Consider the following 26,366-nt stretch of genomic DNA (forward strand, 5'->3'; position numbering starts at 1 on the left):
TGGTGAACCATGCTGAACCTCCCCCACTGAACTCAAGGTGAATGGATGCCACTGCCCCGCCTGCTGTTACTGACCCTGCTGACCCTGATGGCGTTCGCCGCCAACTCGGTGCTCTGTCGGCTGGCTCTGTTTGAAGAGCGGATGGATCCCGCCCTCTTCACCTTGCTGCGCCTGACCAGCGGCGCCCTGGTACTGGTGCTGCTGTGCGGCGCGCGCAAAAAATCGCCCCGCCAGGGGGATTGGGGCGGTGCCCTGGCTCTTGTCATTTATGGCGCGGCGTTTTCATTTTCCTACCTCACCCTGACCACGGGCACCGGCGCCCTGCTGCTATTTGCCGCCGTGCAGATCAGCATGCTGGCACCGCCCCTGCTGCGCGGGGAGTCTCTGCCCCGGCGCCAGTGGCTCGGCCTGCTGCTCGCCATGGCGGGTCTGGTGGTCTTGTTGCTGCCCGGCCTCAGCGCGCCGGATCCGCTGGGAGCAGCCCTGATGATAGTGGCCGGCATCGCCTGGGCCGGTTATACCCTGCGGGCCTCGCGCTTTGCCGATCCCATCGCCGCCAATGCCGGCCACTTTCTGCGCGCAAGTCTGCCGGCCGCCCTGCTTTATCTGTTGCTCGGGCAGTTGCAGACCAGCCCCGCCGCCATCGGCTATGCCCTGGCCTCGGGGGCGCTGGCCTCCGGCCTTGGTTATGCACTCTGGTATCTGGTGCTGCCCCATCTTGGCCGCACCCTGGCCGCCAGCGTCCAGCTGCTGGTGCCTCTGCTCGCCGCCCTGGCCGGGCTCATCTGGTTGGATGAGTCCTGGTCGCTGCGCTTGGTATTGTCGACTCTGGGCATCTTGGGGGGGATTGCCCTGGTGATTGCCGGACGCCCCCCGTCAGGAGAAAAATCATCATGAAGATGCTCGTATTGCTGCTCGGTTGCGCCCTCTCGAGCCCCCTGCTGGCCGCAGTGGAGGACAGAGATGCCAAACAGGCCAAACTGGACGCCGCCTGCCAGCAAGCCCAGCAGCAATTGATTGAACAGGGCAAGCAGCAGCGGATCGACGCCTGCATCAAGGAAGGCGGCAAGGCCGCCAAGTGCCGGCAGGAGTTCGCCAGCTTCGGCCAGCGGGAGGGCAACAAGCGCCCCGCCCTTGGCGACCTGCCCCCCTGCCAGCAGGCAGAAACCTACCGCAAGAGTTACCGGCAATGAACCCGGATCAAGGAGAGCACATGACCCCACCCCGCGAGTTGACCCTGCAATTTCTGGCCGAACCTGCCGACGTGAATTTCGGCGGCAAGGTGCATGGCGGCATGGTGATGAAGTGGATCGATCAGGCGGGTTACGCTTGCGCCGCCGGCTGGTGCAGCGGCTATGCGGTCACCGTCTATGTGGGGGGGATCCGCTTTTTGCGCCCCATCCAGATAGGCCAGCTGGTAGAGGTACACGCCCAGGTGATCCACACCGGCACCACCAGCATGCATCTGGCGGTAGATGTCTACAGCCGCCACCCCACTGAGGCCCAGCGTCACAAGACCACCCACTGCATCATCATCTTCGTTGCCATGGACGAGCAAGGCAAACCGACCCAGGTACCCCAGTGGCAGCCGGTCTCGGCCGCTGATCTGCAGTTGCAGCTCTATGCCAAAAAATTGATGGCCCTGCGCGAGGAGATAGACAAGGAGATGCGCCAGCACCTCTAACCCCAGTCAGTCGGGACGGCGCCCCGTGTATAATGGCGCTTTCCCCTTACCGGAGCCCCCCATGTCACTGGAAAATGCCCCCCCCGAGATCCAGCTCGCGGTGGATCTTATCGAACTGCTGGAGACCAACCGGATCGATCCGGCCCTGGCCCTCGCGGCGCTAGCCATCGTCCAGCAGGATTACCAGCGCAAGCTGGAAGAGGGACGGGATCACTGACCCCAGCCTCTTTCCCAAAGCAATACACCGGCCTGATGGCCGGTGTATATGCGAGTCGATGACAACAGCGCGAGCAGACAAGGCGCCCTAGCGCCCCTTCTTCTGCCGCCCACCCTGACCGGCGCGCGGCTTGCCCGCGGCGGGTTTGCCCCCCTTGTTCGGGGCTCCTTTGCCAGCACCGCCTTTTCCTGCGCCGCCTTTGCCTGCACCTTTACCGGCACCGCCCTTGACGACCGGGGTTTTCTTCTCGAATGCTTCCGGGCCCGGCACATTGGGGCGTCCACCAATTTCGTGCTCATCATCCCGGCGCGGTTTTTTGCCCTGTCCAGGTTTGCCCCCTTGCCCCAGGTTGCCAGCCCCCTTGTTGCCCTGCGGGGCCGAGCCCTGCTTGCCCTTGGCCGGTTTCACCTCGGAGGAGGAGTCCTCAATCAGCTTGAACAGCTCAATGAGCTCGTCACCGTCAAGATCGCGCCACTCGCCCACCGGCAACCCCTTGAGGCTGACGTTCATGATGCGAATGCGCTCAAGCTTGGTTACCTCGAAGCCAAAGTGCTCGCACATGCGGCGGATCTGGCGGTTCAGCCCCTGCACCAGGGTGATGCGAAACACGAACGGCGCCTCTTTCTTCACCTTGCACTTCTTGGTGACGGTGCCGAGGATCGGCACTCCGGCCGCCATCCCCTTGATAAAGTCGTCGGTCACCGGCTTGTCGACGGTCACCAGATACTCTTTCTCGTGATCGTTGCCAGCCCGCAGGATCTTGTTGACCAGATCGCCATGATTGGTGAGGAAGATAAGGCCCTGGGAGTCCTTGTCGAGCCGGCCGATGGGAAAGATGCGGGTGCTGTGGTTGACGAAGTCGACGATGTTGTCCTTCTCACCCGCCTCCGTGGTGCTGACAATGCCCACCGGCTTGTTCAGCGCGATAAACACCAGGCTGTCAGCCTCGCGCGGTTCGATCACCTGACCGTTGACCTTGACCAGATCCCCGGCAAACACCTGATCCCCCACCCCGGCCCGCTTGCCGTTGATAAAGACGTGGCCCTGCTCGATAAAGCGGTCGGCCTCGCGGCGTGAACAGATGCCGCTCTCACTGATGTACTTGTTCAGGCGCATGGATTCATCGGCCAGCATGGGTCACCTGCCTGCGGGCAGAAGCCTCGCCTCGTTGAACTCTGGTATTGTTTGCCAGCGCAGGCTCGGCCAGCGGCATCAACCGCGTCACCGCATCAAGTTTTTGCATAGTTTTCCATCTTAAAAAGGACAAAGGCCAGCTTATCCGTCAAAAATGGCGACACAGTAGCATATTGCCAGCTTTAACACGCCGGATACTTGCTCGCGGCTCCTCTCTGCCGGCCAAAATGCGCCAGGGGTCACGCCTCTCCCTCCCGTTACACCTGTTCATCGTTATTTGTTTGTTATGCACAGGCGCCGTCTCTGCGCCATACGGAGCTAATAATTTCTTGCTATTTATTAATCAAAAATGCATAAAAAGATTTTCCTCAACACGAATTATCTTGTGCCCGTCGCCACGACTCTCGGTAGTTTTCGACGATTGGCACAATAATCGGCGGCAAGCCCGTCATTAAGTCGGATCTTTGTCTGCGTCCAGGCGACTTATAACCTCAAAAATTTGGATGCAGGGCATGTGCTTTTCTCTGGCAAGAGGCCAATTTCACCCTTCACTACAGGAGTTACAGATGAGTCATTCCCTATCCCGGGCGGACTTCCTGGCGCAAGTCGCCAGCCGCAATCCCCACCAGCCGGAGTTTATTCAGGCGGTCAGCGAGGTGCTTGCCTCCATCTGGCCCTATGTCGAGCGCCATCCCCGCTATCTGCAACATGGCCTGCTGGAGCGACTGGTAGAGCCGGAGCGGCTGATCCAGTTTCGCATCAGCTGGGTGGACGATCAGGGCCAGGTGCAGGTGAACCGCGGCTACCGCGTCCAGCACAGCTCCGCCATTGGCCCCTTCAAGGGGGGGATGCGTTTTCACCCCTCGGTGGATCTCTCTGTGCTCAAGTTCCTCGCCTTCGAACAGACCTTCAAGAATGCCCTCACCACATTGCCCATGGGCGGTGGCAAGGGAGGCAGCGATTTCGATCCCAAGGGCAAGAGCGAGGGAGAGGTGATGCGCTTCTGCCAGGCGCTGATGCTGGAGCTCCATCGCCATCTGGGGGCCAACACCGACGTGCCGGCCGGTGATATCGGCGTCGGTGGGCGCGAGGTGAGCTACATGACCGGCATGATGAAGAAGCTCACCAACAGCGCCGAGTGCGTCTTTACCGGCAAGGGGCTCTCCTTTGGCGGCAGCCTCATTCGCCCTGAAGCCACCGGCTATGGCCTGCTCTATTTCGCCCAGGCCATGCTGGCCCATCGCGGCCAGTCGCTGGCGGGCATGACGGTGTCGGTGTCTGGCTCGGGCAACGTGGCCCAGTACGCCATCGAGAAAGCGATGGAGTTGGGGGCCCGCGTCATCACCGCCTCCGACTCCGGTGGTACCGTGTACGATCCCGGCGGCTTCACCCCCGAGAAGCTGGCCCGGTTGATGGAACTCAAGAACGAGCAGCGCAAGCGCATCGCCGATTACGCCTATGAACTGGGGCTCGAGTATTACAGCGGCCGCACTCCCTGGCATATCGCCACCCAGGTCGCCCTGCCCTGCGCCACCCAGAACGAACTGCTGGAGGAGGATGCCCGCGAGCTTATCGCCCATGGGGTGCAACTGGTCGCCGAGGGCGCCAATATGCCGAGCAGCGCCGAGGCTATCGCGCTGTTTCACGAGGCCAAAGTGCTGTTTGCCCCGGGCAAGGCGGCCAATGCCGGCGGGGTGGCCACCTCGGGCCTTGAGATGAGCCAGAATGCCCAACGCCTTAGCTGGAGCCGGGAAGAGGTGGATGCCCGCCTCAAGGGGATCATGACCAGCATCCACGCCACCTGCGTACGTTACGGCCAGGATGAGGAGAGTCATGTGAACTACGAAAGCGGCGCCAATATCGCCGGTTTCGTCAAGGTGGCCGATGCCATGCTGGCGCAGGGGGTCTGCTAACTCCGCTCGTCCCATCTCGAGGGGGTGGCCTGAACGAGCGCCCTCTCCCGCCAATAACAACGGCAGCCCATGGCTGCCATTGTTGTCTCTTTGCTCCACTTCACCGTTACTTCACCCAAGCATGGCAGGCTGCGCACTCCCCCTTTCTCACCGCATGTCGCGAACAAGGAGCACCCCATGACAAGACTCGGCATTCTGCTCATTCTGGCAGGGCTCGGCTGTTTTCTGGCCTTTCATCAGATAGGCGCCACTCTGGATACTCAAGGAGTCCTCCATGAGCCGTTCGCCCTGATCCCTCTGGGCTATCTATTGCTCTTCGCAGGCGCGGTGTTAGCCCTGCTTGTTCCGCTGCACTCGGTACTGCGCAGACGCGCCGCCAAGGGAAAATGAGGCAAGGCGCCAAGAGGTCAGCGATAACGGCTTATTTCGATGAGGTTCCGATCCGGGTCGAGGAGATAAACCGACTCGATGGGCCCGCAGGCACCGCTCTTTATCACTGGCCCCTCCACTATCTCGACCCCCTGGCTCGCCAGCTGGGCCAGCACCTGATCCAGAGGCCAGCGGGTAATGAGGCAGAGATCCCCCGAGCCTACCTGCGCCCGGTTGCGCGGCTCCTGCCCAAGCAGCTGCAAATTGATCTTCTGGTTACCAAAGCGCAGGGCGCGGCGCCCCTCGCCAAAGGTAACGGCCTCCATATTGAGCACTGTGCTGTAAAACCCCACCGAGCGTTCGATATCGCTGACTGTCAGTACCAGATGGTCGATATGGCTGATCATGCATCCTCCCTGTGATTATCGCTGTCATGGCTATCAAGATGATGGCGGCTCCCGCTGTATACTGACCCTACTCACCTGGCGTGAACAGCGAGTAAGCAAAACGGCTCAAACGTGTGGCAAACAGCCTCTTTTTGAGAATATCGGTAACCAGCCTCACTGCACCTTGGCACACGCCTTGTCACGCTGGGCCTGCAGGGCTTCATCCTCGCTATCCATGGCCGCCAGAATGGCCTGATTGCAGGCCCGTTCTGCCAATTGGGCCGGGTTCTGTCTGGCCTCCCCTATCTCGGCGATCATGGGGCGGTAGCTGACCGCCGCCTGGCAATACATGGCGCGAAACCTGGGCTGCTGCAAACTGCTGTCGTCTTGGCGATTCAGATCGTCGCAGAGCCGGTGAAACAGCGCCGATGCCTTGACCGTACACTGGCTAAAGCGCCGAACATCCTGCTCGTAAGGTCGGCAAACACTCTGTGGCTGGATCCGCCACAGCTGAAACGAGTAGGGCACCTGCTCCCCCTCATACTGCACCACCAGCGTCTTAAGCTCGGTGCCATAGATATCCGATACCTGCTGCTGCACCAGGTTGAGATAGGCCGAGAAAAGATAGGAAACCGGATCCATCACCACCTCCTTGTGGTTGCTATTGCCGAGCTGTATTACGGAAAACCGTGAGCGATTTTCAAACGAGTAACAGACGACAGCAGCTTACTGATTTGGTTGGAAAAAATGATACTATTCTTGCCACCCTCATGTACAACGTTCAAGGCCAGTATGCGATGCAACAATGCGGTATTTATGAACAGCTCATTACTCAACTGCTGACATCTAGACTCGACCGCGAGCGCTTTTACGTAGGGGAACGCCAACTTGAGCCTGCTGAAGCGGCTGTCTGGTTATCGCGATTTCTGAGCCGGGTTTTGGAATATGCGGTGGGCTCGGTCACTGGAGAGGATCAGTTGCAACGGCAGATTGAGCTGGCTAACCAGTTATTGCTTTGGCTAAAGGATCGCACGCAAGACCCAGACTTTATTGGCGAGAACCTCATCGATAGTCAGGGAAAAATCCTGACAGCTCTGTACCAGTTGGATAACCCCATCTCCGCCAATCTGAAACAATATGCAGAGGATATTTTCCCCCTGACTGGTCTCACTCAAAGTGAACTGTTTTGTGGCAGCAATGCAGGTTTGTCGATGGAGTCGGAGATTAAACGGGAAATATTATCGGCAGATAGCATCTGCTGGCTGGTATCATTTATCAAATGGGCAGGTATCCGTATTTTCCGTCATGAGTTAGAGGAGTTCACCCGCAGCGGCCGCCAATTAAAAGTGATTACAACCTCTTATATGGGGGCAACCGATGCCAAAGCGGTCGAATTTTTAGCCAGCCTGCCCAACACAGAAGTCAAACTCAGCTACAACACCCAGCGTGAGCGGTTGCATGCCAAGAGTTATCTCTTTTGCCGAAATACCGGCTTTCATACCGGCTATATAGGTTCATCGAACCTCTCTCATTCGGCCCTCACCAGTGGCTTGGAGTGGAACCTAAAAATCACCTCGCAAGAGATCCCTCATATTATCGAGAAATCCCTGAGTACCTTTGAAACCTATTGGGAATCCGATGACTTTGAGCTGTTCGATGGCAAGCTCGAAAGCCATACAAAATTGCAGCATGCGCTGCAAGAGGCCCGTGGATATGGTGACAGAAATAGCCCCAACTATTTCTTTGATATCACGCCATTTCCCCATCAACAGGAGATCCTTGAGCAATTGGCGATGGAGCGTGCTTTACACCAGCGCTTCCGTAACTTGGTGGTGGCAGCCACCGGTACAGGGAAAACCCTGATCTCCGCCTTTGATTTTGCGCGTTTTCTGAAAACCAAACCTGACGCCAAGTTCCTGTTTGTCGCCCACAAAGAGGAGATCTTGCGCCAAGCATTGGCCTCGTACCGCGGAGTGCTCAAGCAATCCAATTTTGGCGAACTCTTGGTCGGTGGTGCCGTGCCTACCCACTACCGTCAGCTATTTGCCTCGGTGCAATCTTTGAATAACCAGCGGGCTAATTTGCGTCTTAGCCCAAATTATTTCGATTACATCGTCATCGATGAGGTTCACCATATTGCAGCGGCCAGTTATCGTAGTTTGCTCGCCGCCTTTGAACCTCACATTTTGCTGGGATTAACCGCAACGCCAGAGCGCCATGATGGCGGTGATATTCTCGCTGACTTTTGTGGTGTGATCGCGGCAGAGATCCGCTTGCCAGAGGCCATCAATCGTCGCCATCTCTGTCCGTTCCAATATTTTGGTATCGATGATGATACTGACTTGCGCCAAGTTGCTTGGAAAAATGGCCGTTATGACATTAGTGAGCTCACCAATCTCTATACTCACAATCAGCAGCGGGTACAGAAGATAGTCCAAAGCCTCAATGAGATCGTCACCGATATTACCAAGATCAAAGCGCTGGCATTTTGTGTGAGCCGTGAACATGCCGATTTTATGTGCAAGGCATTTTTATTGAAGGGCATCAAGGCTGACATCCTCACTAGCGATAATCGAGACGAGCGCCATAGCAAACAACAGGGGTTGCGTACTGGGGTTATCAATATTCTTTGCGTAGTAGACATCTTCAACGAAGGTGTCGATATCCCGGAAGTCGATACGTTGCTGTTTTTACGACCAACGGAAAGCCTCACCATCTTCTTGCAGCAATTAGGGCGGGGCCTGCGGCTGGCGAGCGATAAAGAGTGCTGTACCGTGTTGGATTTTGTTGGCAATGCTCGCGCGGAGTATGACTTTGCCCAGAAATTCCGGGCTCTGGTGGGTAAAACCAATAAGGCGATCAGCCACGAAATCAAACAGGGCTTCCCTCACGCCCCATTGGGTTGCCGCATAGAGCTCTCAAAACAGACTCAAGAGTTAATTCTTAGCAATATCAAGAAGGCGACCCTCAATACCTCGCGCCTCATGGGCTTGATCCGCCGTTTCTCACAGGATTGTGATTTACCGCTGACACTGGCGAACTTTTTGAAGTTTTACCCTCATATCAGCCTTGAGGAGATCTACAAGCGCGGCAATTGGAGCACCTTGGTCAAACAGGCCCGCAACCATACCATTTCTGAAATGAGCGATGAGAAGCTATCCACCCTCTACACCCGGGCTATCAGAACCCGGCTATTGGGCTGCGATGCGCTTAATTACTTGAACTTCTTACAAACCTTGGTGGAAAGCGCCTTTACCTTAACGGCCGAGCATGATGAACGGATGGCCTTGATGTGCCACTACGACTTCTGGCAACAGAGTGGCCCCAACGCAGGCTTTAGCTCCTTGGCGCACAGCCTGAAACAACTCAATCAACCAGAGTTAAGAGCCGAGCTGGCAGATCTGCTGCCCATGCTGATCAACCGGGTGCAACATGAGCAACGGGCCATGCCTCACCTTCCCGGCAATCCACTGCAACTGCATGCCCGTTATGCCAGAGAGCAGGTGCTGGTTGGCTTTGGCGCAACCACCTTCGGGCAACAACCCACGGCTCGAGAAGGGGTCTATGTCATCGCGGAGCAAAATATCGAGTTGCTGTTTGTGACTCTGAATAAAACTGAGCAGCACTTCTCCCCCACCACCCGTTATCACGACTACGCCATCAACGAGTCGCTGTTTCATTGGCAGAGCCAAAACAGCGCTCGCCCTGAGCGGGGTAAGGGTCTGAGTTACATACACCACAGAGCAGAAGGTAAGCGCTTGTTTCTGTTCGTCCGCGAGCAGAGCAAAGATGAATTTGGCCGCACCCTTGGCTTCGTGAACTTTGGCGAGGTGGAGTACGTATCTCATAGCGGCAGCCAACCGATGAACATCAAATGGCGCCTAATGACCCCAATGCCGCCATTTATGTGGAAAGAAGCCGCCAAACTGGCGGTTGGTTAGTGAACATCTTCGTCCTGAAGGAATATGGAGCAAAACCTGCCGCCATCTTGAGCAAAACCGCGGGCAAATTATCCGGTTGCATAATAACCCTGCCCCCTTGCGGTTGTTTAACGTGCCCTAAAATCAGATAATACCGCCCGCCTTCAAACCGGATAACCCGACATTCGATGACTGAGTACCTGCTTTTATTGATCGGCACCGTGCTGGTTAACAACTTCGTGCTGGTGAAATTCCTCGGCCTGTGCCCCTTCATGGGGGTCTCCGGCAAGCTGGAAACCGCCATCGGCATGGGGCTCGCCACCACCTTCGTGATGACCCTCGCCAGTGCCAGCTCCTATCTGGTGGAGCACTATATCCTGCTGCCGCTGGATATCGTCTACCTGCGCACCCTCGCCTTTATCCTGGTGATCGCCGTAGTGGTGCAATTTACCGAGATGGTGGTGCGCAAGAGCAGCCCTACCCTCTATCGTCTGCTGGGGATCTTCCTACCCCTCATCACCACCAACTGCGCCGTACTCGGGGTGGCGCTGCTGAGCATCAATGAGCGTCACAATTTTATCCAGAGCGTGATTTACGGCTTTGGCGCGGCGCTTGGCTTCTCGCTGGTGCTGATCCTGTTTGCCGCCATGCGCGAGCGACTGGTGGCCGCCGATGTGCCCGCCCCCTTTCGCGGGGTCTCGATTGCCATGATCACTGCCGGCCTGATGTCGCTGGCCTTTATGGGCTTTACCGGCCTAATCAAGATATAACCATGATCCATATTCTCTTTGCCATTCTGGTGCTCACCCTGCTGGCGCTGGCGTTCGGGATTATCCTGGGCTTTGCCGCCGTCAAGTTTCATGTGGAGGAGGATCCCGTCGTCGATCAGCTCGACGCCCTGCTTCCCCAGACCCAGTGCGGCCAGTGCGGCTACCCGGGCTGCAAGCCCTACGCCGAGGCAGTTGCAGGTGGCGACGCCATCAACAAGTGCGTGCCCGGTGGCGACGCTACCATGCACAAGATTGCCGATCTAATGGGGGTCGAACCCCAGCCGCTCGGCGGGGGTGACGAGGCCGCCGTGCCGGTCAAGAAGGTCGCCTTCATCCACGAAGATCAGTGCATCGGTTGCACCAAGTGCATCCAGGCCTGCCCGGTAGACGCCATCGTCGGTGCCACCAAGGCGATGCACACGGTGATCGCCAGCGAATGTACCGGCTGCGATCTCTGTGTCGACCCCTGCCCCACCGATTGCATCGAGATGATCCCGGTGCCGACCACGGTCGATAACTGGAAGTGGGATCTCAACAACGTCATCATCCCGGTCAAGGTAGTGGAGTAACCATGCAGTCCTTACTCGAACGTATCAAAGCCGGCACCTTGTGGGATTTTCACGGCGGCATTCATCCGGCCGACAACAAACGTCAATCGAGCCAGACCCCGGTAGTAGACGCAGGTCTGCCGCCGCAACTCATCATTCCGGTGCGCCAGCACGCAGGCCTGGCAGGCGATCTGCTGGTGCAGGTGGGTGATCGGGTCAAGAAGGGCCAGCCCCTGACCCGTTACGCCAAGGGGCGGATCGTGCCGGTCCATGCCCCCACCTCGGGCACCATCACCGAGATTGGCAACCACACGGTTGCCCATCCCTCCGGTCTCGACGATCTTTGCATCACCCTCACCCCGGATGGCGAGGATGCCTGGGGCGAGCGCAATGGCAAACCCGACTACTGGAATCTGGAACGGGGCGAGCTGCTCGAGCGCATCCAGCAGGCGGGCATCGCAGGCCTCGGGGGCGCCGTCTTCCCCACCCACAGCAAGCTTGACGGTCGCGGCCAGCTCACCGAGATCCTGATCGTCAACGGGCTGGAGTGCGAGCCCTACATCACCACCGACGATCGGCTGATGCAGCAATATGCCGACGAAATCATGGATGGTATCCGGGTACTCAAGCACCTGCTCAAACCCAAGCTCACCCTGATCGGGGTGGAAGACAACAAGCCGGAGGCCATCGACCAGCTGATTCGCCACGCCACCGATGAGGACGTGCTGGTCAAGACGGTGCCCACCAAGTACCCCTCGGGCGGTGCCAAGCAGACCATTGAACTGCTCACCGGTCGTCAGGTGCCCAAGGGGGGCCGGGCGGTCGATATCGGCATCATGGTGCTCAACGTCGCCACCGTGTTTGCCATCAAGCGCGCCATCATCGACGGCGAGCCTCTGATCGAGCGGATCGTCACCCTCACCGGCGACAGCTTCAAACAGCCCGGCAATGCCTGGGTGCGCCTGGGCACGCCGGTGCGCTGGCTGCTGCAACGCTTCGAGCTGCAACCCGAGGCGGATCAGCGGGTCATCATGGGGGGCCCCATGATGGGCTTTACCCTACCCCACGCCATGGTGCCCGTGGTCAAGGCGACCAACTGCCTGCTGGCACCCACCCGTGCCGAACTGCCCTTCCCCGGTCCAGAGCAGGCCTGCATCCGTTGCAGTGCCTGCGCCGATGCCTGTCCGGCCACCCTGCTGCCCCAGGAGCTCTACTGGTACAGCCGGGCCAGGGAATACGACAAGGCCGAGCAGCTCAACCTGTTCGACTGCATCGAGTGCGGCGCCTGCGCCTGGGTTTGCCCGAGCGAAATCCCGCTGGTGCAGTACTACAAGATTGCCAAGGACGATATTCGCGAGGCGCGTGCCGAGGCTGAAAAAGCCGAGCGTGCCAAGCAGCGCTTCGAGGCCAAGCAGGCCCGTTTCGAGCGGGAAAAAGCGGCCCGCGAGGCTCGCCACGCCGAAGCCGCCGCCCAGCGCCGTCAGGCCATGACGGCCGCCGGGGGTGAAGACCCGGTGGCTGCGGCCCTTGCCCGCATCAAGGCCAAGCAGGAGGCCCCTGTCACAGCCGTTGCCGCCACCGCACAAGGCTTGCCCGACAACAGCGCGGTGATCGCCGCCCGCGAGGCTCGCAAACGGGAGGCAGAAGCGCGCCGAGCCGCCAAGGCGGCCGAAGCGTCGATTGCCGCAGCGAGTGACACCACAGCCACGGCCGAGGCGGATCCGAAAAAAGCGGCCATCGCCGCTGCACTGGCGCGGGCCAAGGCCAGGAAAGCCGCCCAGAGTGGTGATGCCGAGGCAGCACAGGCCGCTACATCAGATGCGGCTGTGAACGCCGAGGTCGATAGCGATCCGAAAAAAGCCGCCATCACGGCAGCCATTGCCCGTGCCAAGGCCAAGAAAGCCCAGGCTGGCGATGAGGCTGATGCCACCGAGCCAACCGCTGACAACAAAGTGGCTCAGGCTGAACCGGCAAGCTCCGAGGTCGATCCCAAGAAGGCAGCCATTGCCGCCGCCATCGCTCGGGCCAAAGCCAAGAAGCTGGCCCAAGGCGGTGAGGGCAATCAGGTAGAGGCAGCACCAGCCCCTGAAGCAAGCGAGACCCCGGCCGAGCCAGCAAGTACCGAGGTTGATCCCAAGAAGGCAGCCATTGCCGCCGCCATCGCTCGCGCCAAGGCCAAAAAGCTGGCTCAAAGCGGTGAAGACAATCAGGTAGAGGCAGCACCGGCCCCAGAAGCAAGCGAAGCCCCGGCCGAACCGGCCCCAGAAGCAAGCGAAGCCCCGGCCGAACCGGCAAGCCCCGAGGTTGATCCCAAGAAAGCCGCCATTGCCGCTGCCATCGCTCGCGCCAAGGCCAAGAAGTTGGCCCAAAGCGGTGAGGGCAATCAGGTAGAGGCAGCACCAGCCCCTGAAGCAAGCGAGACCCCAGCCGAACCGGCCAGCACCGAGGTCGATCCCAAGAAGGCGGCCATTGCCGCCGCTATCGCTCGTGCCAAGGCCAAGAAGCTGGCCCAAGGCGGTGAGGGCAATCAGATAGAGGCAGCACCGGCCCCTGAAGCAAGCGAGACCCCAGCCGAGCCGACCAGCACCGAGGTCGATCCCAAGAAGGCGGCCATTGCCGCCGCCGTGGCCCGGGCCAAGGCCAAGAAGCTGGCGGCACAAGCGGCGGCCAATACCGGTGCCAGTGCCACTGAAACGTCGCCGAGCGAAGGCTCATCGCCACACTGATCGTTACAACAGAGGTAACCGACTTCTCCATGTTCAATATCGCGACTGCGCCGTTTGCCCATAACCGCAAACAGACCCGAACCCTGATGCTGCTGGTGATCCTCGCCTGCGTGCCGGGTTTTCTGGCCCAGACCTGGTTCTTCGGCTGGGGCACCCTTATCCAGATCCTGCTGGCGCTGGTGACCGCGCTGGGCTGCGAGGCGCTGGTGCTCAAGCTGCGTGGCCGGGCCATCAAGCCCGCCCTGCTGGATGGCAGCGCGGCGCTGACCGCCGTGCTGATCGGCCTCTCCCTGCCGCCACTGCTGCCCTGGTGGATGCTGGTGGTGGGCACGGCGTTTGCCGTCATCATCGCCAAACACCTCTATGGTGGCCTTGGCCAGAACCTGTTCAACCCGGCCATGGTGGCCTATGTGCTGCTGCTGGTCTCCTTCCCGGAGCAGATGACCAGCTGGTTGCCGCCAGAGAGCGTGCGGGCCTATGACTTGGGGCTTGGCGACGCCCTGTCGGTGATTTTCACCGGTTTTAGCCTCGACGGCTACAGCATGGCCCAGCTCAAGCAGGGGGTGGACGGCCTCACCATGGCCACCCCGCTCGATACCCTGAAGACGGGCCTGACCCAGGGGCTGACCACCAGCGAAATCCTGAGCGGCCCGCTGTTTGAAGGCTGGGGCGGTATCGGCTGGAGCTGGGTGAACCTGGGCTACCTGCTGGGGGGCCTGTTCCTGCTGCAGCAGAAGGTGATCAACTGGCGCATTCCGGTGGCGGTGCTCAGCGCCCTGCTGGTCTCTGCCACCCTCGGCTATCTGCTGAGCCCGGATGCCACCGGCACCCCCATCTTCCATCTGTTCAGCGGCGCCACCATGCTGGGGGCCTTCTTTATCGCCACCGACCCGGTGACGGCCAGCACCACGCCCCGTGGCCGCCTGGCTTACGGGGTGCTGATCGGTGTGCTGGTCTACATTATTCGCCGCTTTGGCGGCTACCCGGATGCCTTTGCCTTCGCCGTGCTGCTGGCCAACCTCTGCGTCCCGCTGATCGACAGCCTGACTCGCCCGAAAGTGTATGGAGCCCGTCGCAAATGATCTCTCTTCGTCCTCTTGTCACCGCCGCCGGAGCCCTGTCATGTTAAAGAGCATGGGAAAAAACGGCCTGATCCTGGCCCTGTTCGCGCTGGGCTGCACCGCACTGGTGGTGCTGACCCACGAATTGACCAAAGAGAAAGTGGCTCAGCAGCAGCAGCGGGAAAAGTTGCAAACCCTCTCGGCCCTGCTGCCTGAGGGAAGTTATGACAACGATCTGGTGGCCAGTTGCAAGCTGGTGACCAGCCGCAAATACCTGGGCAGCGATCAGCCCCAGGCCCTCTATACCGCCACCAAGGGGGGCGTCGCCACCGGCTATGCACTGGAGACCATAGCGCCGGACGGTTACAGTGGAGCCATCCGCCTGATTGTCGGCATCGATGCCAAAGGCACGATCAGCGCGGTGCGGGTGCTCGAGCACAAGGAGACCCCAGGCCTTGGCGACAAGATTGAGCTGAAAAAATCGGGCTGGATCAACAGCTTCGCTGGCAAGTTCCTGAGTGCGGACAACGAGGCCAGCTGGGCGGTGACCAAGGATGGCGGCGAGTTCGATGCCTTCACCGGCGCCACCATCACGCCGCGCGCCGTGGTCAAGGCGGTGAAGAACCTGCTGACGCTGCAGCAAAAACATCCCGAATGGCTAAGCAACGCCCCGGCCTGTCCGGCGGCCCAATAACCGGAGTCGATCCCGTCATGACACAGATGGAACAGATTGAAACGGGCACGGTCCCGACAGCCGAGCCGGACAACCGCAAGCGCGAATTCAAGGAGCTGATGGTACAGGGACTGTGGAAGAACAACCCCTCCCTAGTGCAGGTGCTGGGCTTGTGCCCGACCCTCGCCGTCTCCTCCACCTTTACCAACGCCCTGGGGCTGGGTCTGGCTACCATGGCGGTATTGATCGGCTCAAACCTCGCCGTCTCCCTGGTGCGCAACTGGGTGCCGAAAGATATCCGCATCCCGGTCTACGTGATGATCATCGCCTCCCTGGTGACCAGCGTGCAGCTGCTGATGAACGCCTACACCTACGGGCTCTATCAGGCGCTCGGCATCTTCATCGCCCTCATCGTCACCAACTGCGTCATCATAGGCCGGGCCGAGGCCTATGCCTCCAAGAACCCGCCGCTGCTGGCCATCATCGACGGCTTCATGATGGGGCTGGGCTTCACCCTGGTGCTGCTGCTGCTGGGGGCGATGCGCGAGATCATCGGCATGGGCACCCTGTTTGATGGTGCCGAGCTGCTGCTCGGCGACTGGGCCAAATCCCTGCGCATCGAGCTGTTCCACGCCGATGCCAGCCTGCTGCTGGCCATTTTGCCGCCGGGCGGCTTCATCGGTCTGGGGCTGCTCATCGCCGCCAAGAATGCCATCAACGACTGGCGCCACGAAAAGCAGTCGGCCACCATAGCCCACTGCAGCGTGCCCCCCGCCAGAGCGCGGGCAACCCAGCTCTGAGACAAGAGGGAGCCATGAACAACCAGAAACGCCGCCAGATCCTGGAGCGGCTGCGGGAGCACAATCCCCACCCCACGACCGAGCTCAACTTCAACTCGCCGTTCGAGCTCCTGATCGCCGTGCTGCTCTCGGCCCAGGCGACCGATGTGAGCGTCAACAAGGCGACCGACAAGCTCTATGCCGTGGCCAATACCCCGGCGGCCATGCTGGCCCTCGGGGTGGAGGGGGTGAAGGAGTACATCAAGACCATAGGCCTCTTTAACACCAAGGCCGAAAACGTCATCAAGACCTGCACCATACTGCTCGATCGCCACGGCGGCGAGGTGCCGGAAAATCGCGAGGCGCTGGAGGCCCTGCCAGGGGTGGGTCGCAAGACTGCCAATGTGGTGCTCAATACCGCCTTTGGCTGGCCCACCATCGCCGTCGACACCCATATCTTTCGCGTGTCGAACCGCACCGGTTTTGCGGTGGGCAAGAACGTGGATCAGGTGGAAGAGAAGCTGCTCAAGGTGGTCCCTGCCGAGTTCAAGCTGGACGTGCACCACTGGCTGATCCTGCACGGACGCTACACCTGTCTGGCTCGCAAACCGCGCTGCGGCTCCTGTATCATCGAAGACTTGTGCGAGTACAAAGAAAAGGTCTACCCGGAGAGCTGAGCCCGGTGACCTGAACAAGGTGGTCTGAACCGCAGGGCTCCTGCGCCCTTCAGCCATACCGGCCTCGCTCGCGAACATCTGCGGCAGCGGCTTCTCGCGTATCGAAGCCCTGTGTGAATACAAAGAGAAAACTACCCGGAGAACTGAGCAATGAGAATTCTGCATACCATGTTGCGTGTGGGCGATCTGCAACGCTCCATCGACTTCTACACTCGCGTACTCGGCATGAAGCTGCTGCGCCAGAGCGAGAACAGCGAGTACAAGTACACACTGGCCTTCGTCGGTTACGGTGACGAGAAGGATGAAGCCGTCATCGAGCTCACCTACAACTGGGGGGTGAGCGAGTATGAATTGGGCACCGCCTATGGCCACATCGCCCTGGAAGCGGATGACATCTATGCCACCTGTGACGCCCTGCGCGCCGCCGGCGCCAAGATCACCCGCGAGCCGGGCCCGGTCAAGGGCGGCACCACCGTCATCGCCTTCGTCGAAGATCCGGACGGCTACAAGATTGAGCTGATCGCCAAGAAAGACGCCGGCATGGGACTGGGCGACAGCCACTGATCCCCTGTCAGCTGACGATAAAAAAGAGCGCCAAGGCGCTCTTTTTTATGTCTGTGGCAGTGCTCAAATCTCGCCATTGCGGCCCATGCTGATCACCACTCGCCGGTTCTTGGCGCGGCCCTGCTCGGTTTCGTTGGAGGCGACGTGCTGCTTCTCGCCGTGACCCTCTACCGAGATCTTGCCGGGATCCAGCCCCAGATCGACGAACACCTTCTTGATGGCGTCGGCCCGCTTCTCCGAGAGCTTCTGGTTCGGCCAGCGGCCGCCGTAGCTGTCGCTGTAGGCGTCGATCACCACCACGTCGATGCTCTTGTCCGCCTTGATGAACTCGCTGATCATCGCCAGCCGCCGCTTGGAGGAGATGGAGAGCTGATCGCTGTTCTTGTCGTAAGTGAGCACGCTAAAGGCAATGTCGTTGAAGCTGTAGGGCAGCAAGCCGCTCAGACAGTCGAGAAACGCCTGGTACTTGACCCGGAAATTGACCGAAGAGAGGGAGACCCGTACCGCCCGGTTCTGGCGATACCAGTCCCGATATTGAAAGGTCGGCATGCGCCCCCCTTCCAGCTCGTCCAGCATGGTCCAGGCAGTCTGCCCGTCGACCAGGCCATCAAACTGCTTGAAGAAACGCAGCTGGCTCACTTCCCGCCCGGCGATGCCGGGACGCCACATGGGCGGCATGATGCCGAGGCTTACCGTCTGGGTCTGGGCCTGGGGACGCTTGCCCTTGAGCTCGAAATCGAGGTTGATCTTGCGGCCGGCACGGCTGACGAAAGCCCCCGTGCCCCAGTTGGGAATGGGATGTTCGAGACGGCACTCGATCTGGCTGTCAGAGGTCAAACGCCAGACGGATTGATCCAGGCCGGCACCGAATTCGGTGACCCCCGCCTGCAACTGCATACTCACTGATATGCTGACCAACCCTAACACCCAAGCGTTCAATTGCCTGCCCTCCACGCGATCTCTTTTCAGATATCGGCAAGGGCAGGCCAAGCTTTAGGTATTAATGGCTCAGTGGGAAGCGGGGGGCTCCATCAGCCGGAAACAGGCGATACGCCCCGCCAGCTCGCGGGCCAGCTGATCCAGCTCTGTGCTGTTTTTTTGCAGGGTAACGGAGTGCTGGCGATGCGCCTCGTACACCTCGCGAATGGTCAGCATGTTGTTCTGGATATCGTCGGTAACGTAGCGCTGCTCCTCGGTGGCGGTAGCCACCTGGGCGGTCATCTCGCTTACCTTGCGCACCTCGTCCACTATATCGGTCAGCTCGCTGCCAGCCCGTTTCGCCTCGGTGACGCTGAGCGCCGCCTGTTCGCTGCCCGACTGCATGGCCACTACCGCCTGGCTGGCGCCAGAACGCAGGCGGGAGAGCATCTGTTCGATATCATCGGCCGCCTGCTGGGTACGGTTGGCCAGGGTGCGCACCTCGTCGGCCACCACAGCAAAGCCTCGCCCGGACTCCCCGGCCCGCGCTGCCTCGATGGCCGCATTGAGAGCCAGCAGGTTGGTGCGATCGGAGATCTGCTTGATAAGGCTCAGGGCCTCCACTGCCGACTCGGTATCCTGATGCAGATTGTTGACCAGCTGGCGGGTCTGGGTGAGGGTATCGGCCACCTGGGCGATGGCGGCGATGGTCTGATCCACCTCCTTGTCCCCCTGGCGGGCACGGCCGATGGCCTGCTGGGTTGCCTGGGAGGTCTGGGTCGCATTGCGGGCAATCTCGGCCACGGTGGACGCCATTTCAGTAGCAGCGGTTGCCACCAGATCTACCTGCCCCACCCCGCGCTCGACCCCCTCGTTGACTTCGGCGATCACCTCGTTGGAGGCAAAAGCACTGCGCGTCAGCACATCGCAGGAGCGGCGCACTTCGCACAACAAGCCTTCGAGGTGTTGCAGGAACTGGTTCAGATCCCGGGAAAGCGCCCCCAGCTCGTCGCCGGACTGCCAGTTCACCCGCACTGTCAGATCATTCTCATTGACCAGACGGGAGAAGGTGCGGTGCAGGGCGACAAAGCCCAGATGCAGATCCCGCAGTACCTTCCAGCTGATGAGACAGGTCAACAGCAAACAGACCAGCACCGCCAGGGTACCCCACCAGAAGTTTTGCTGGCTGCTGATCTGCATCTGCGCTACCCGCTCAAAGAGCTGTTGGTAGAGCTGATCTTCACCCTGTTTGAGCAGATCGATCTTCTTGGTACTGACCGCAAACCACTGTTCGGGATCAACGCCAAAACCCCCTTGCGCCATCTTGTCGAGGGCGACCTGCTCCAGCTTGCTGACCTCCCCCATCACGGGAGACTGCAGCAGGGTATCGAGCAGCCCTATCTGTTCATCCGTGGCAACCGCCCGAAAACGCTCGAGATAGCTCTGCTGGGAAGCGAGCAGCGACATGAACTGCTGCAGGGTGGCGGGCATGAAGCTGTCTTTAGCAAACACGTTGCTCAGGGTCGCCCGCTCCATCCCCATGCGCTCCTTGTTTTGCAGGAAGGCGGCATAGGCGTTGGTCTGCAGGGCGATGCCTGCATCCCGGCTGCGCAGGCTGATCTCGTCAACTACCCCCAGCAGGGAGGCGATCAACTGGCTATAGAAGGCCACCTGACGAGGCGCTTCTATGGTCAGCTGACTGACCTGATCGCGGATCCCGGCCAGCTGGGCCAGCCCCTGATCCGCCTGTTCATGGGCGATCCCCTGATCCTCGGCCCGAAATCTGGCGATGGCCTCATCCACCGCCGCCCGCTGTTGTGGCAGGGCATCGGCAAACTTGCTGCCAGCCGAGCCGATAAACCCTGCCGACATGCCCCGCTCTTTTTGCAGCTCATGAACCAGCTGGGCACTGCTCTTGACGAGCACCAGCATCTGCTGGGCCTGCTCCATCTCCTGCGACACCCGATAACGGTCGTACACGTAGTGGCCAGCGAAAAACACCAGCGCCAATAATGGCAGGCAAATTGCCAGCAACATCTTGCCAGCCAGTCCCAGTCTGTTCATCACGCGCTCCTGTTTTCTCTATCAATTGATTGATTATATTCACTTCTCTCTCTTTTTCCGGCGCCCACCCAACTATTTTCCACTCCCTTGACCTGGGTCAGGATAAGGGCACTTGCCGCCACGGACGCGATGACAAGGTGCTTCTTGAATGTTGATTCGAGAGAGTAAAACAGCTTCATTCGATAACTATCAAAATATTGGCAAGCTCGCCACTGGTGACATTGGCCACAAGCCCGTTACAGTAGGCAAAAGACAGGATGTCTCGGATCGGAACCTCATCATGCATATTTCCCCTCTCTGGCTGCTGCCGCTTTTACTGGCGCTTCCCGCCCTATCCGCCAATGCAGGCCAGCTGGATCCCGCTCGGGCGCAGGAACGCGCCAATGCGGTGATCGCCCTGATGACCTACACGGTCGTGCCGGATATCACCGCCAGCGATCTCAATATCGGCAGCGGCACCAACCAGTCGGTAGCCCTCGCCATGACCCAGTTTGGCGGTGGCTCAACCATGAGCGACCAGATCCCCGTCTATCTGGAGGGGGCAATAGGATTCAGTCGTTACGATCCCCAGTTCGTCATGAGCAATGGCACCGAGAGCCGCACCATTCCGACCCGCTGGAACAGCCTGACCGCCTCGGGGGGCGTCGGCTGGGATTTTTCCCTGCACCGGGATGAACAAGGGGGACACTGGGTACTTCGCCCCATCGCCAACATCTCCCTTGGCGTGGTGGCCAGCGATCTGCGGATCGGCAGCTGGCTTTTGGAGCGTACCCGGGGCTATTCACTGGACTTTCTCGATGGCGGCCAGCTCAACGTCTATGGCCTGGGGGGCTCCATGATGCTCGATTACGAGCTCTTCTCCCCCGCCCAGGATATCGATGCCGAGCTGCGCTACTCCTACCAGCACCTGCAAAGCTTTGGCGGCACCTCCCACAGCGTGCGCGGGTCTGCCGAAGCGGAAAACCTCGGGCTCTATCTGCGCCGCCGCGCCCCCCTGCTGGACTGGACTCTGCTAGATCGCCCCCTGCGCTATGTACTGGAAGGGGCCCGCACCGAATATCTCGGGGAGCAGCGCGGCCAGCTCGGCTTCAACTCCCTCAACTCGTTGGGGCTGGGGCTGGAGCTCGACAGCAGCAAGTACGATATCTTCGTCACCCGCACCCGGTTGGTGGCCAGATACATGTTCAGCCGCCATACCAGCGGTTATTCCGTCGGGCTGGCCATGAGTTTCTAACTCTTTCGTCTCTTCACAAGCCCTGTTACAGGGCTTATGGTCTCCCCCCACCCTCGGACTACAGCCCTCTATTCCTCGCCATTCTCCAATCTCGTCACCGAGTTAGTGCAATCAATCACATATTCATTCTGATGAAATCGTTAAGATGGTTCAATTGGGCATCCCCCCCATCTGAACAGGAGAGACCATGCGTTCCATTATCTTGCTGCTGGCCACCAGCCTGCTGACCCCGGCCGCTATGGCTATTCCCAATGTCTGGAGCGGCGGCTTCGGTCAGGGAGTCGCGGAGCACGTCATCAAAAATGAGCAGGGAGATACCTTCACCCTCAGCTGCGACGTGGGTTATTCGGAAAATGGTGACCTCACCGGCGTCAGCTTTGCACTGGCAAACGGACAGGATCTCTCCCCCGCCGATAACCGCAAGGTTGAACTGCTGATCGATGGCAACGGCTACTGGCTGCCGGAAAAACTGGGCTGGCGCAATGGTGATAATGCCTGGGCCTCTTTCCTTGAGGTCATTACCAAGGCCAGCGCATTCGACGTCTATGTCGATGACAAGAAGATGGCCAGCTTCGCTCCCACTCCACAGAGCACCAAGACTGTGCTGGGCAACTTGAGTGACTGCGTTTACCGACCTGCCGGGATGTGATCCCCGCAGCTACCTCTCAATCCTGACAAGCGAGTTGAAATGGACTTCACTCCCATCATTGCCCCTCTGTTGGCCCAGCTTTGGTATCTGCTGCCCCTGCTGCTGATTACCGCCCTGATCAAGACCCCCTGGTTCAAGGGGATGATGGGGGAAGGCTTGCTCAACCTCGGTATCCGGCTCTTTCTCGACAAGCGGGAATATCACCTGCTCAAGGACGTGACCCTGCCCACCCCGCAGGGCACGACCCAGATTGATCATGTGATCGTCTCCCGCTTCGGAATATTCGTGATAGAGACCAAAAACATGAAGGGATGGATATTCGGCAATCCTGCCCATAAAACCTGGACCCAGCAGCTCTATCGTCGCAGGCACAGCTTTCAAAATCCCCTGCGCCAGAACCATCTGCATGTGATGACCCTCAGATCCCTGCTGGGGCTGGCGGACCACCAGCTTCACTCCGTCATCTATTTTATTGGCGACTGCACTTTCAAAACCCCCATGCCGGACAACGTGATGAACCGCGGGATCATTCGCTATATCAAGGATAAAACCACGCCGGTATTGACCCAGGCCGACGTTACTCAGGTGGTCGATACCATCCAGCAGGGGAGACTGGCCGCCAACTGGCAGACTCACAGACAACATGTGGCACAACTCAAGGCACGCCACGGGGCTTTCGCCCAGCCTGTGCCCGCCAGTGAGCCGACTCGCCCACCCCCTTCCACGCCACCCACTACCGCTCAGGCAAACAGGGTTGAGGTGCCGACTTGCCCCAGATGCGGCAACACCATGGTGCTGCGCACCGCCAATCGGGGGGAAAATAAAGGAAATCAGTTTTGGGGATGCTATGGGTATCCGCAGTGTAGACACATCATTCCCCTTTGCTCACCCGCCAAATAATGGCTGGGTCATATCGCTTCATGACAAGGGCTGAAAAATGAAACGTTTATTTTTGACTTCCTCTTTCGCAGACGTGGCTGATTTATTCCCTCTGTTCACGAAGGGATCATGCAAAGGCAAAACGGTGACTTTCATTCCGACAGCAAGCATCCATGAAACAATCAATTTCTATGTAGAAGACGCGAAAAAATCTCTTCAGGCGATGGGAATGAGCATAGATGTACTGGATATCTCAACGGCCATGCCGCAAGAGATATCAGCCAGAATCGAGAGCAATGACTACATCTATGTCTCTGGTGGCAATACCTTTTTCTTGCTGCAAGAGCTGAAAAGAACGGGAGCGGACAACATCATTGTCCAACAAGTCAAGGCGGGAAAACTCTATATAGGCGAATCGGCGGGTTCTATCGTGCTCTCACCTGACATCGGCTATGTGAGAACGATGGATGATATGGATGCGGCTCCTGACTTGAGGTCACTTTCCTCATTGGGATTGGTTCCAATTTACCCCCTGCCACATCATACAAATGCGCCATTCAAAGAGACGGTAGACAATATCATTTCAACCCTGTCCGACAAAATTGCGCTTTGCCCTATCAGCAATACCCAAGTCATTGCCATCAACGAAGACAAGGTTGAAATATGGGGGCAATAAATCAGCCTCCATCACACCAAGCCTCATGACTCGTGTAAATAGCGGCCGAACAAGCATCCTGATGGTGCGACTAGCGGATCGTCGCCATCTTTCTGACGCAGGCTTGCTCCCTGTCATCCACCCGCTTGGCAAACCAGGCGGTGGTGAGGTTGCGGGTGATCTTGGGGCTCTTTAGCTGGATGCCGGGCAGGATGGCGCGGGGCAGCCGTTTGCCTGCCTGCTTGTCGGCCAGAGTGAAGACCCTGTGGTAGAGATCGCTCTTGGCAAAGTCGCTGCTATCCCCCAGACGCAAGCTCTGGCTGATGGCCTTTTTGCTCATATTGACCCGGCTGGCGAGGCTGTAGACCGCCAGTTCGGTGTTGCCGGGCTTGTCGGAGTTGTAGCGAATAAGATCCCCGTCAAGGGCCAGGCTCTTGCCACTCAGGCGGCTGACCGCGGCCTGGAAGGCGGCGTTGCGGCTCGCGTACCAGCCCGCATTGAAATCGGCAAAGCGGTAGAGGGTGTCGGGGTAGTCGGCCGGGTAGCCGAAGATGTGCTTGGTGCCGAACCAGATGCCGCCGCGACGGGTAAAGACTTCGTGGCGGATGCTGTCCTTGACGGGATAGGGATAGCCACGGGCATTGGCCTCGGCAAAGGCGATGCTTACCTGCATGGGGCCACCGGTGCGCACCGGGTTAAGGTTGCCAAAGAGCCGCTTGCCCATGGGCAGCATGCCGATCATGTCCTCGAAGATTTCACTCATCTCCCGCTCGGTGCGCACCCGATCAATGCGCTCGGCATAGGTCTTGCCGGTGGGAGAGTTGATCGAGAGGGCCGTGCGCACCACAAACTCCGGGATCAGCAGCTTGCCGGCACGGGCGTTGATCTCCTTCCAGGCGATCTTGCTTAAATTGGGTACTACGGGATCGGCCTGGTAAGTGGCTTCCTGCTCCGCCACCGCCAGCACTGAGCAGACGTTGTGATCACTGACTGTGAGTCCCTGGCTGGTGAGGGCCGTCACCACGTCGTTGGCCCACCCCTGCTTGTCCGGCACCTGTCTTGGCAGAAAGCGCACGATGCGGGTCTTCATATCGGCCGGCTTGCGCGGCTGCATCGCCTTGGGCAACTTGGCGATGGCCGCCGCATCCTGCGCAGGGGCTCCCAGGTCGCTGGCGCAGCCCGCAAGGAGCAGGGTGACAAACAGCGGCAACGCGCGCACGGCAGGAGAGATTGAGGATAGTGAAAACGTCATCGAGGCATCCGGTACTGGGGCTGGGCGCAGACCCGGCCAGTGGCGGGCGCGCAAATGGTCGCTCATTGTAGAGGATTGATCCACAAGGCTAAAGCCCGATGGCCGCGGCGTTCTATTGCGCCTGACAGCCCCTGCCGTCATCCCCTCGCAAACCAGGGTGACAAAGGCCCATTGATAAGCTTTTATCGAGAGTGATTTACATTTAGAATGCCGCCGCCCGGACGCTCACGGTATGGACCCCATGGACAGACTGACCCTTCTCTTTGACCCCGTGCAGCAGTGGCTGATCACGCCGCTCTGGCATTGCCTCACCGGGTTGCTCGATTTCAACGGGCGCCTGGGGGCCCCCTTCCTGCTGGTCTCGGGCACGGTCGCCTACATCCTCTATCGCTATCGACGTCGCCAGGGAAATCCCGACGCCCGCAGCTTTGCCGGTTTTCTCGGGGGCCGGGCCGTCTGGCTGCACCCATCGGCCCTGCTCGACTACCAATACTATCTGGTGCGGGCGCTGCTCCATGTGGCGCTGATCCTGCCGATCCTGGCCCTGCTCCACCCTTGGCTGCTGCAAGCGGAAGATGTCCAGTCGGCCCTGACCCGGCTGTGGGGTGAGCGCCCCCGGCTGGCCCAGGCGAGCTGGCTGATGATGCTCTATGGTCTGGGCGTCTTCCTCATCAGCGATCTGGTGCATTACTGGCTGCACCGCGCCTTCCACAGCCGCTGGCTCTGGGAGTTTCACAAGGTGCACCACAGCGCGACCGTGATGGTGCCACCGACGGCAAGCCGCATCCATCTGGTGGAAAAACTGTGCGAGATGCTGGTCAAGGGGAGCTGTCTCGCCCTCTACGCCGGTGCCTTCTACTGGCTGTGTGGCGGCACCGTGCGCCCCTACACCCTGTTTGGCGTGAGCTATCTGGTGCTGGTGTTCAACTCCCTGGCCGCCAACCTGCGCCACACCCATGTCTGGCTCTCGTTTGGTCCCGTGCTCGAACACATCTTCAACAGCCCGGCCCAGCACCAGATCCACCACAGCCGGGATCCCCGCCACTTCAACCACAACTTCGGCACCAACCTCTCGCTCTGGGACTGGTGGTTTGGCACCCTCTATGTGACCAGCAGCCAGCCCGAGCCCCTCTCCTTCGGGGTCGGCCCCAGGGACAACGAGCGCTACAGCCGCCTGAGCGCGCTAATCCTGCGCCCCTTCCTAGTGACCGCACGCAAGCTGTGGCGCGCCCTGCCCCGCCCGCGCGGGCGCAATGCCCTGGCCGATTGAGCCGGACAGCCATAAAAAACGCCA

At 59.6% G+C, this 26,366-nt stretch carries 26 protein-coding genes; 20 read left to right on the forward strand and 6 right to left on the reverse strand.

Annotated elements, in window-relative coordinates; all coding sequences use genetic code 11:
* Positions 1–45 precede the first annotated feature (45 nt).
* From MRK42_RS13065 to rsmS, 4 genes are all read left to right on the forward strand, one after another.
* Positions 46–897, forward strand: coding sequence for a DMT family transporter (locus MRK42_RS13065; protein ID WP_225631875.1), 852 nt, complete (start codon positions 46–48; stop codon positions 895–897).
* The gene (locus tag MRK42_RS13070) at positions 894–1,193 is read left to right on the forward strand and encodes a hypothetical protein (RefSeq protein ID WP_338610354.1); all 300 of its coding nucleotides are present in this window, start codon (positions 894–896) and stop codon (positions 1,191–1,193) included. The genes MRK42_RS13065 and MRK42_RS13070 overlap by 4 nt, the downstream gene beginning before the upstream one ends.
* Before the next feature lie 20 nt (positions 1,194–1,213).
* Positions 1,214–1,684 carry an acyl-CoA thioesterase gene (locus MRK42_RS13075; protein ID WP_201981498.1) on the forward strand — a complete coding sequence of 157 codons (471 nt, stop codon included), beginning with the start codon at positions 1,214–1,216 and terminating at the stop codon, positions 1,682–1,684.
* Between the two features lie 61 nt (positions 1,685–1,745).
* On the forward strand, positions 1,746–1,901 hold the full coding sequence (gene rsmS / locus MRK42_RS13080; RefSeq protein ID WP_201941101.1) for a pleiotropic regulatory protein RsmS: 156 nt from the start codon (positions 1,746–1,748) through the stop codon (positions 1,899–1,901).
* An 87-nt stretch (positions 1,902–1,988) separates the two neighbouring features.
* On the opposite strand, the gene rluF is transcribed toward rsmS, so the two are convergent.
* Positions 1,989–3,035: a 23S rRNA pseudouridine(2604) synthase RluF gene (gene rluF / locus MRK42_RS13085; RefSeq protein ID WP_338610359.1), complete on the reverse strand. Its 1,047-nt coding sequence runs from the start codon at positions 3,033–3,035 to the stop codon at positions 1,989–1,991.
* Between the two features lie 566 nt (positions 3,036–3,601).
* Between rluF and gdhA the strand changes: the two genes are divergently transcribed.
* On the forward strand, positions 3,602–4,948 hold the full coding sequence (gdhA, locus tag MRK42_RS13090; protein WP_338610361.1) for an NADP-specific glutamate dehydrogenase: 1,347 nt from the start codon (positions 3,602–3,604) through the stop codon (positions 4,946–4,948).
* A 177-nt stretch (positions 4,949–5,125) separates the two neighbouring features.
* Positions 5,126–5,338, forward strand: a complete 213-nt coding sequence (locus MRK42_RS13095; RefSeq protein ID WP_338610363.1) for a DUF3955 domain-containing protein — start codon at positions 5,126–5,128, stop codon at positions 5,336–5,338.
* Between the two features lie 17 nt (positions 5,339–5,355).
* Here the strand turns inward: MRK42_RS13095 and MRK42_RS13100 are convergent, their stop codons facing one another.
* Both MRK42_RS13100 and MRK42_RS13105 read right to left on the reverse strand, forming a co-directional pair.
* Positions 5,356–5,724 (reverse strand): VOC family protein, encoded by a 369-nt coding sequence (locus tag MRK42_RS13100; protein WP_338610365.1) that lies wholly within the window; start codon positions 5,722–5,724, stop codon positions 5,356–5,358.
* Positions 5,725–5,877: 153 nt separating this feature from the next.
* A complete protein-coding gene (locus tag MRK42_RS13105; RefSeq protein ID WP_042028614.1) occupies positions 5,878–6,345 on the reverse strand; it encodes a hypothetical protein in 468 nt (155 codons plus the stop codon).
* Between the two features lie 155 nt (positions 6,346–6,500).
* Here MRK42_RS13105 and MRK42_RS13110 point away from each other — a divergent pair, with 155 nt between their 5' ends.
* The 9 genes from MRK42_RS13110 to gloA all read left to right on the forward strand — a co-directional run bounded on the left by MRK42_RS13110 (position 6,501) and on the right by gloA (position 17,421).
* Positions 6,501–9,644: a DUF3427 domain-containing protein gene (locus MRK42_RS13110; protein WP_338612484.1), complete on the forward strand. Its 3,144-nt coding sequence runs from the start codon at positions 6,501–6,503 to the stop codon at positions 9,642–9,644.
* Between the two features lie 167 nt (positions 9,645–9,811).
* The gene (gene rsxA / locus MRK42_RS13115) at positions 9,812–10,393 is read left to right on the forward strand and encodes an electron transport complex subunit RsxA (protein ID WP_042028612.1); all 582 of its coding nucleotides are present in this window, start codon (positions 9,812–9,814) and stop codon (positions 10,391–10,393) included.
* A 2-nt stretch (positions 10,394–10,395) separates the two neighbouring features.
* Positions 10,396–10,962, forward strand: coding sequence for an electron transport complex subunit RsxB (gene rsxB / locus MRK42_RS13120; protein ID WP_338610369.1), 567 nt, complete (start codon positions 10,396–10,398; stop codon positions 10,960–10,962).
* Between the two features lie 2 nt (positions 10,963–10,964).
* Positions 10,965–13,667: an electron transport complex subunit RsxC gene (gene rsxC, locus MRK42_RS13125; protein WP_338610371.1), complete on the forward strand. Its 2,703-nt coding sequence runs from the start codon at positions 10,965–10,967 to the stop codon at positions 13,665–13,667.
* Positions 13,668–13,696: 29 nt separating this feature from the next.
* The gene (gene rsxD / locus MRK42_RS13130; RefSeq protein WP_338610373.1) at positions 13,697–14,749 is read left to right on the forward strand and encodes an electron transport complex subunit RsxD; all 1,053 of its coding nucleotides are present in this window, start codon (positions 13,697–13,699) and stop codon (positions 14,747–14,749) included.
* Between the two features lie 40 nt (positions 14,750–14,789).
* Positions 14,790–15,422, forward strand: a complete 633-nt coding sequence (rsxG, locus tag MRK42_RS13135; protein WP_042028608.1) for an electron transport complex subunit RsxG — start codon at positions 14,790–14,792, stop codon at positions 15,420–15,422.
* A 26-nt stretch (positions 15,423–15,448) separates the two neighbouring features.
* Positions 15,449–16,201, forward strand: a complete 753-nt coding sequence (locus tag MRK42_RS13140) for an electron transport complex subunit E (protein WP_224211625.1) — start codon at positions 15,449–15,451, stop codon at positions 16,199–16,201.
* A gap of 14 nt (positions 16,202–16,215) precedes the next feature.
* Entirely contained in the window at positions 16,216–16,857 is a 642-nt protein-coding gene (gene nth, locus MRK42_RS13145) for an endonuclease III (protein WP_338610375.1), read from the forward strand.
* A gap of 150 nt (positions 16,858–17,007) precedes the next feature.
* Entirely contained in the window at positions 17,008–17,421 is a 414-nt protein-coding gene (gloA, locus tag MRK42_RS13150) for a lactoylglutathione lyase (protein ID WP_026458785.1), read from the forward strand.
* 63 nt (positions 17,422–17,484) lie between these two features.
* Here gloA and MRK42_RS13155 read toward each other — a convergent pair whose 3' ends face one another.
* Both MRK42_RS13155 and MRK42_RS13160 read right to left on the reverse strand, forming a co-directional pair.
* Positions 17,485–18,360 carry an OmpA family protein gene (locus MRK42_RS13155; protein WP_185377951.1) on the reverse strand — a complete coding sequence of 292 codons (876 nt, stop codon included), beginning with the start codon at positions 18,358–18,360 and terminating at the stop codon, positions 17,485–17,487.
* A 69-nt stretch (positions 18,361–18,429) separates the two neighbouring features.
* Complete coding sequence (locus MRK42_RS13160) at positions 18,430–20,403, reverse strand: methyl-accepting chemotaxis protein (protein WP_338610382.1); 1,974 nt, start codon at positions 20,401–20,403, stop codon at positions 18,430–18,432.
* 280 nt (positions 20,404–20,683) lie between these two features.
* Between MRK42_RS13160 and MRK42_RS13165 the strand changes: the two genes are divergently transcribed.
* The 4 genes from MRK42_RS13165 to MRK42_RS13180 all read left to right on the forward strand — a co-directional run bounded on the left by MRK42_RS13165 (position 20,684) and on the right by MRK42_RS13180 (position 23,841).
* The gene (locus tag MRK42_RS13165; RefSeq protein ID WP_338610384.1) at positions 20,684–21,637 is read left to right on the forward strand and encodes a hypothetical protein; all 954 of its coding nucleotides are present in this window, start codon (positions 20,684–20,686) and stop codon (positions 21,635–21,637) included.
* A gap of 187 nt (positions 21,638–21,824) precedes the next feature.
* On the forward strand, positions 21,825–22,286 hold the full coding sequence (locus tag MRK42_RS13170) for a hypothetical protein (RefSeq protein WP_124238808.1): 462 nt from the start codon (positions 21,825–21,827) through the stop codon (positions 22,284–22,286).
* Between the two features lie 39 nt (positions 22,287–22,325).
* The gene (locus tag MRK42_RS13175; RefSeq protein ID WP_338610387.1) at positions 22,326–23,186 is read left to right on the forward strand and encodes an NERD domain-containing protein; all 861 of its coding nucleotides are present in this window, start codon (positions 22,326–22,328) and stop codon (positions 23,184–23,186) included.
* Between the two features lie 37 nt (positions 23,187–23,223).
* On the forward strand, positions 23,224–23,841 hold the full coding sequence (locus MRK42_RS13180) for a Type 1 glutamine amidotransferase-like domain-containing protein (protein ID WP_216992617.1): 618 nt from the start codon (positions 23,224–23,226) through the stop codon (positions 23,839–23,841).
* 70 nt (positions 23,842–23,911) lie between these two features.
* Here MRK42_RS13180 and MRK42_RS13185 read toward each other — a convergent pair whose 3' ends face one another.
* Positions 23,912–25,072, reverse strand: a complete 1,161-nt coding sequence (locus MRK42_RS13185; protein WP_338610389.1) for a DUF1615 domain-containing protein — start codon at positions 25,070–25,072, stop codon at positions 23,912–23,914.
* Between the two features lie 241 nt (positions 25,073–25,313).
* On the opposite strand from MRK42_RS13185, the gene MRK42_RS13190 reads away from it, so the two are divergent.
* Complete coding sequence (locus MRK42_RS13190) at positions 25,314–26,342, forward strand: sterol desaturase family protein (RefSeq protein WP_338610391.1); 1,029 nt, start codon at positions 25,314–25,316, stop codon at positions 26,340–26,342.
* Positions 26,343–26,366: the final 24 nt, after the last annotated feature.

It is taken from the genome of Aeromonas sp. 19NY04SH05-1, assembly GCF_040581895.1.
Classification (GTDB): Bacteria; Pseudomonadota; Gammaproteobacteria; order Enterobacterales; family Aeromonadaceae; genus Aeromonas; species Aeromonas enteropelogenes.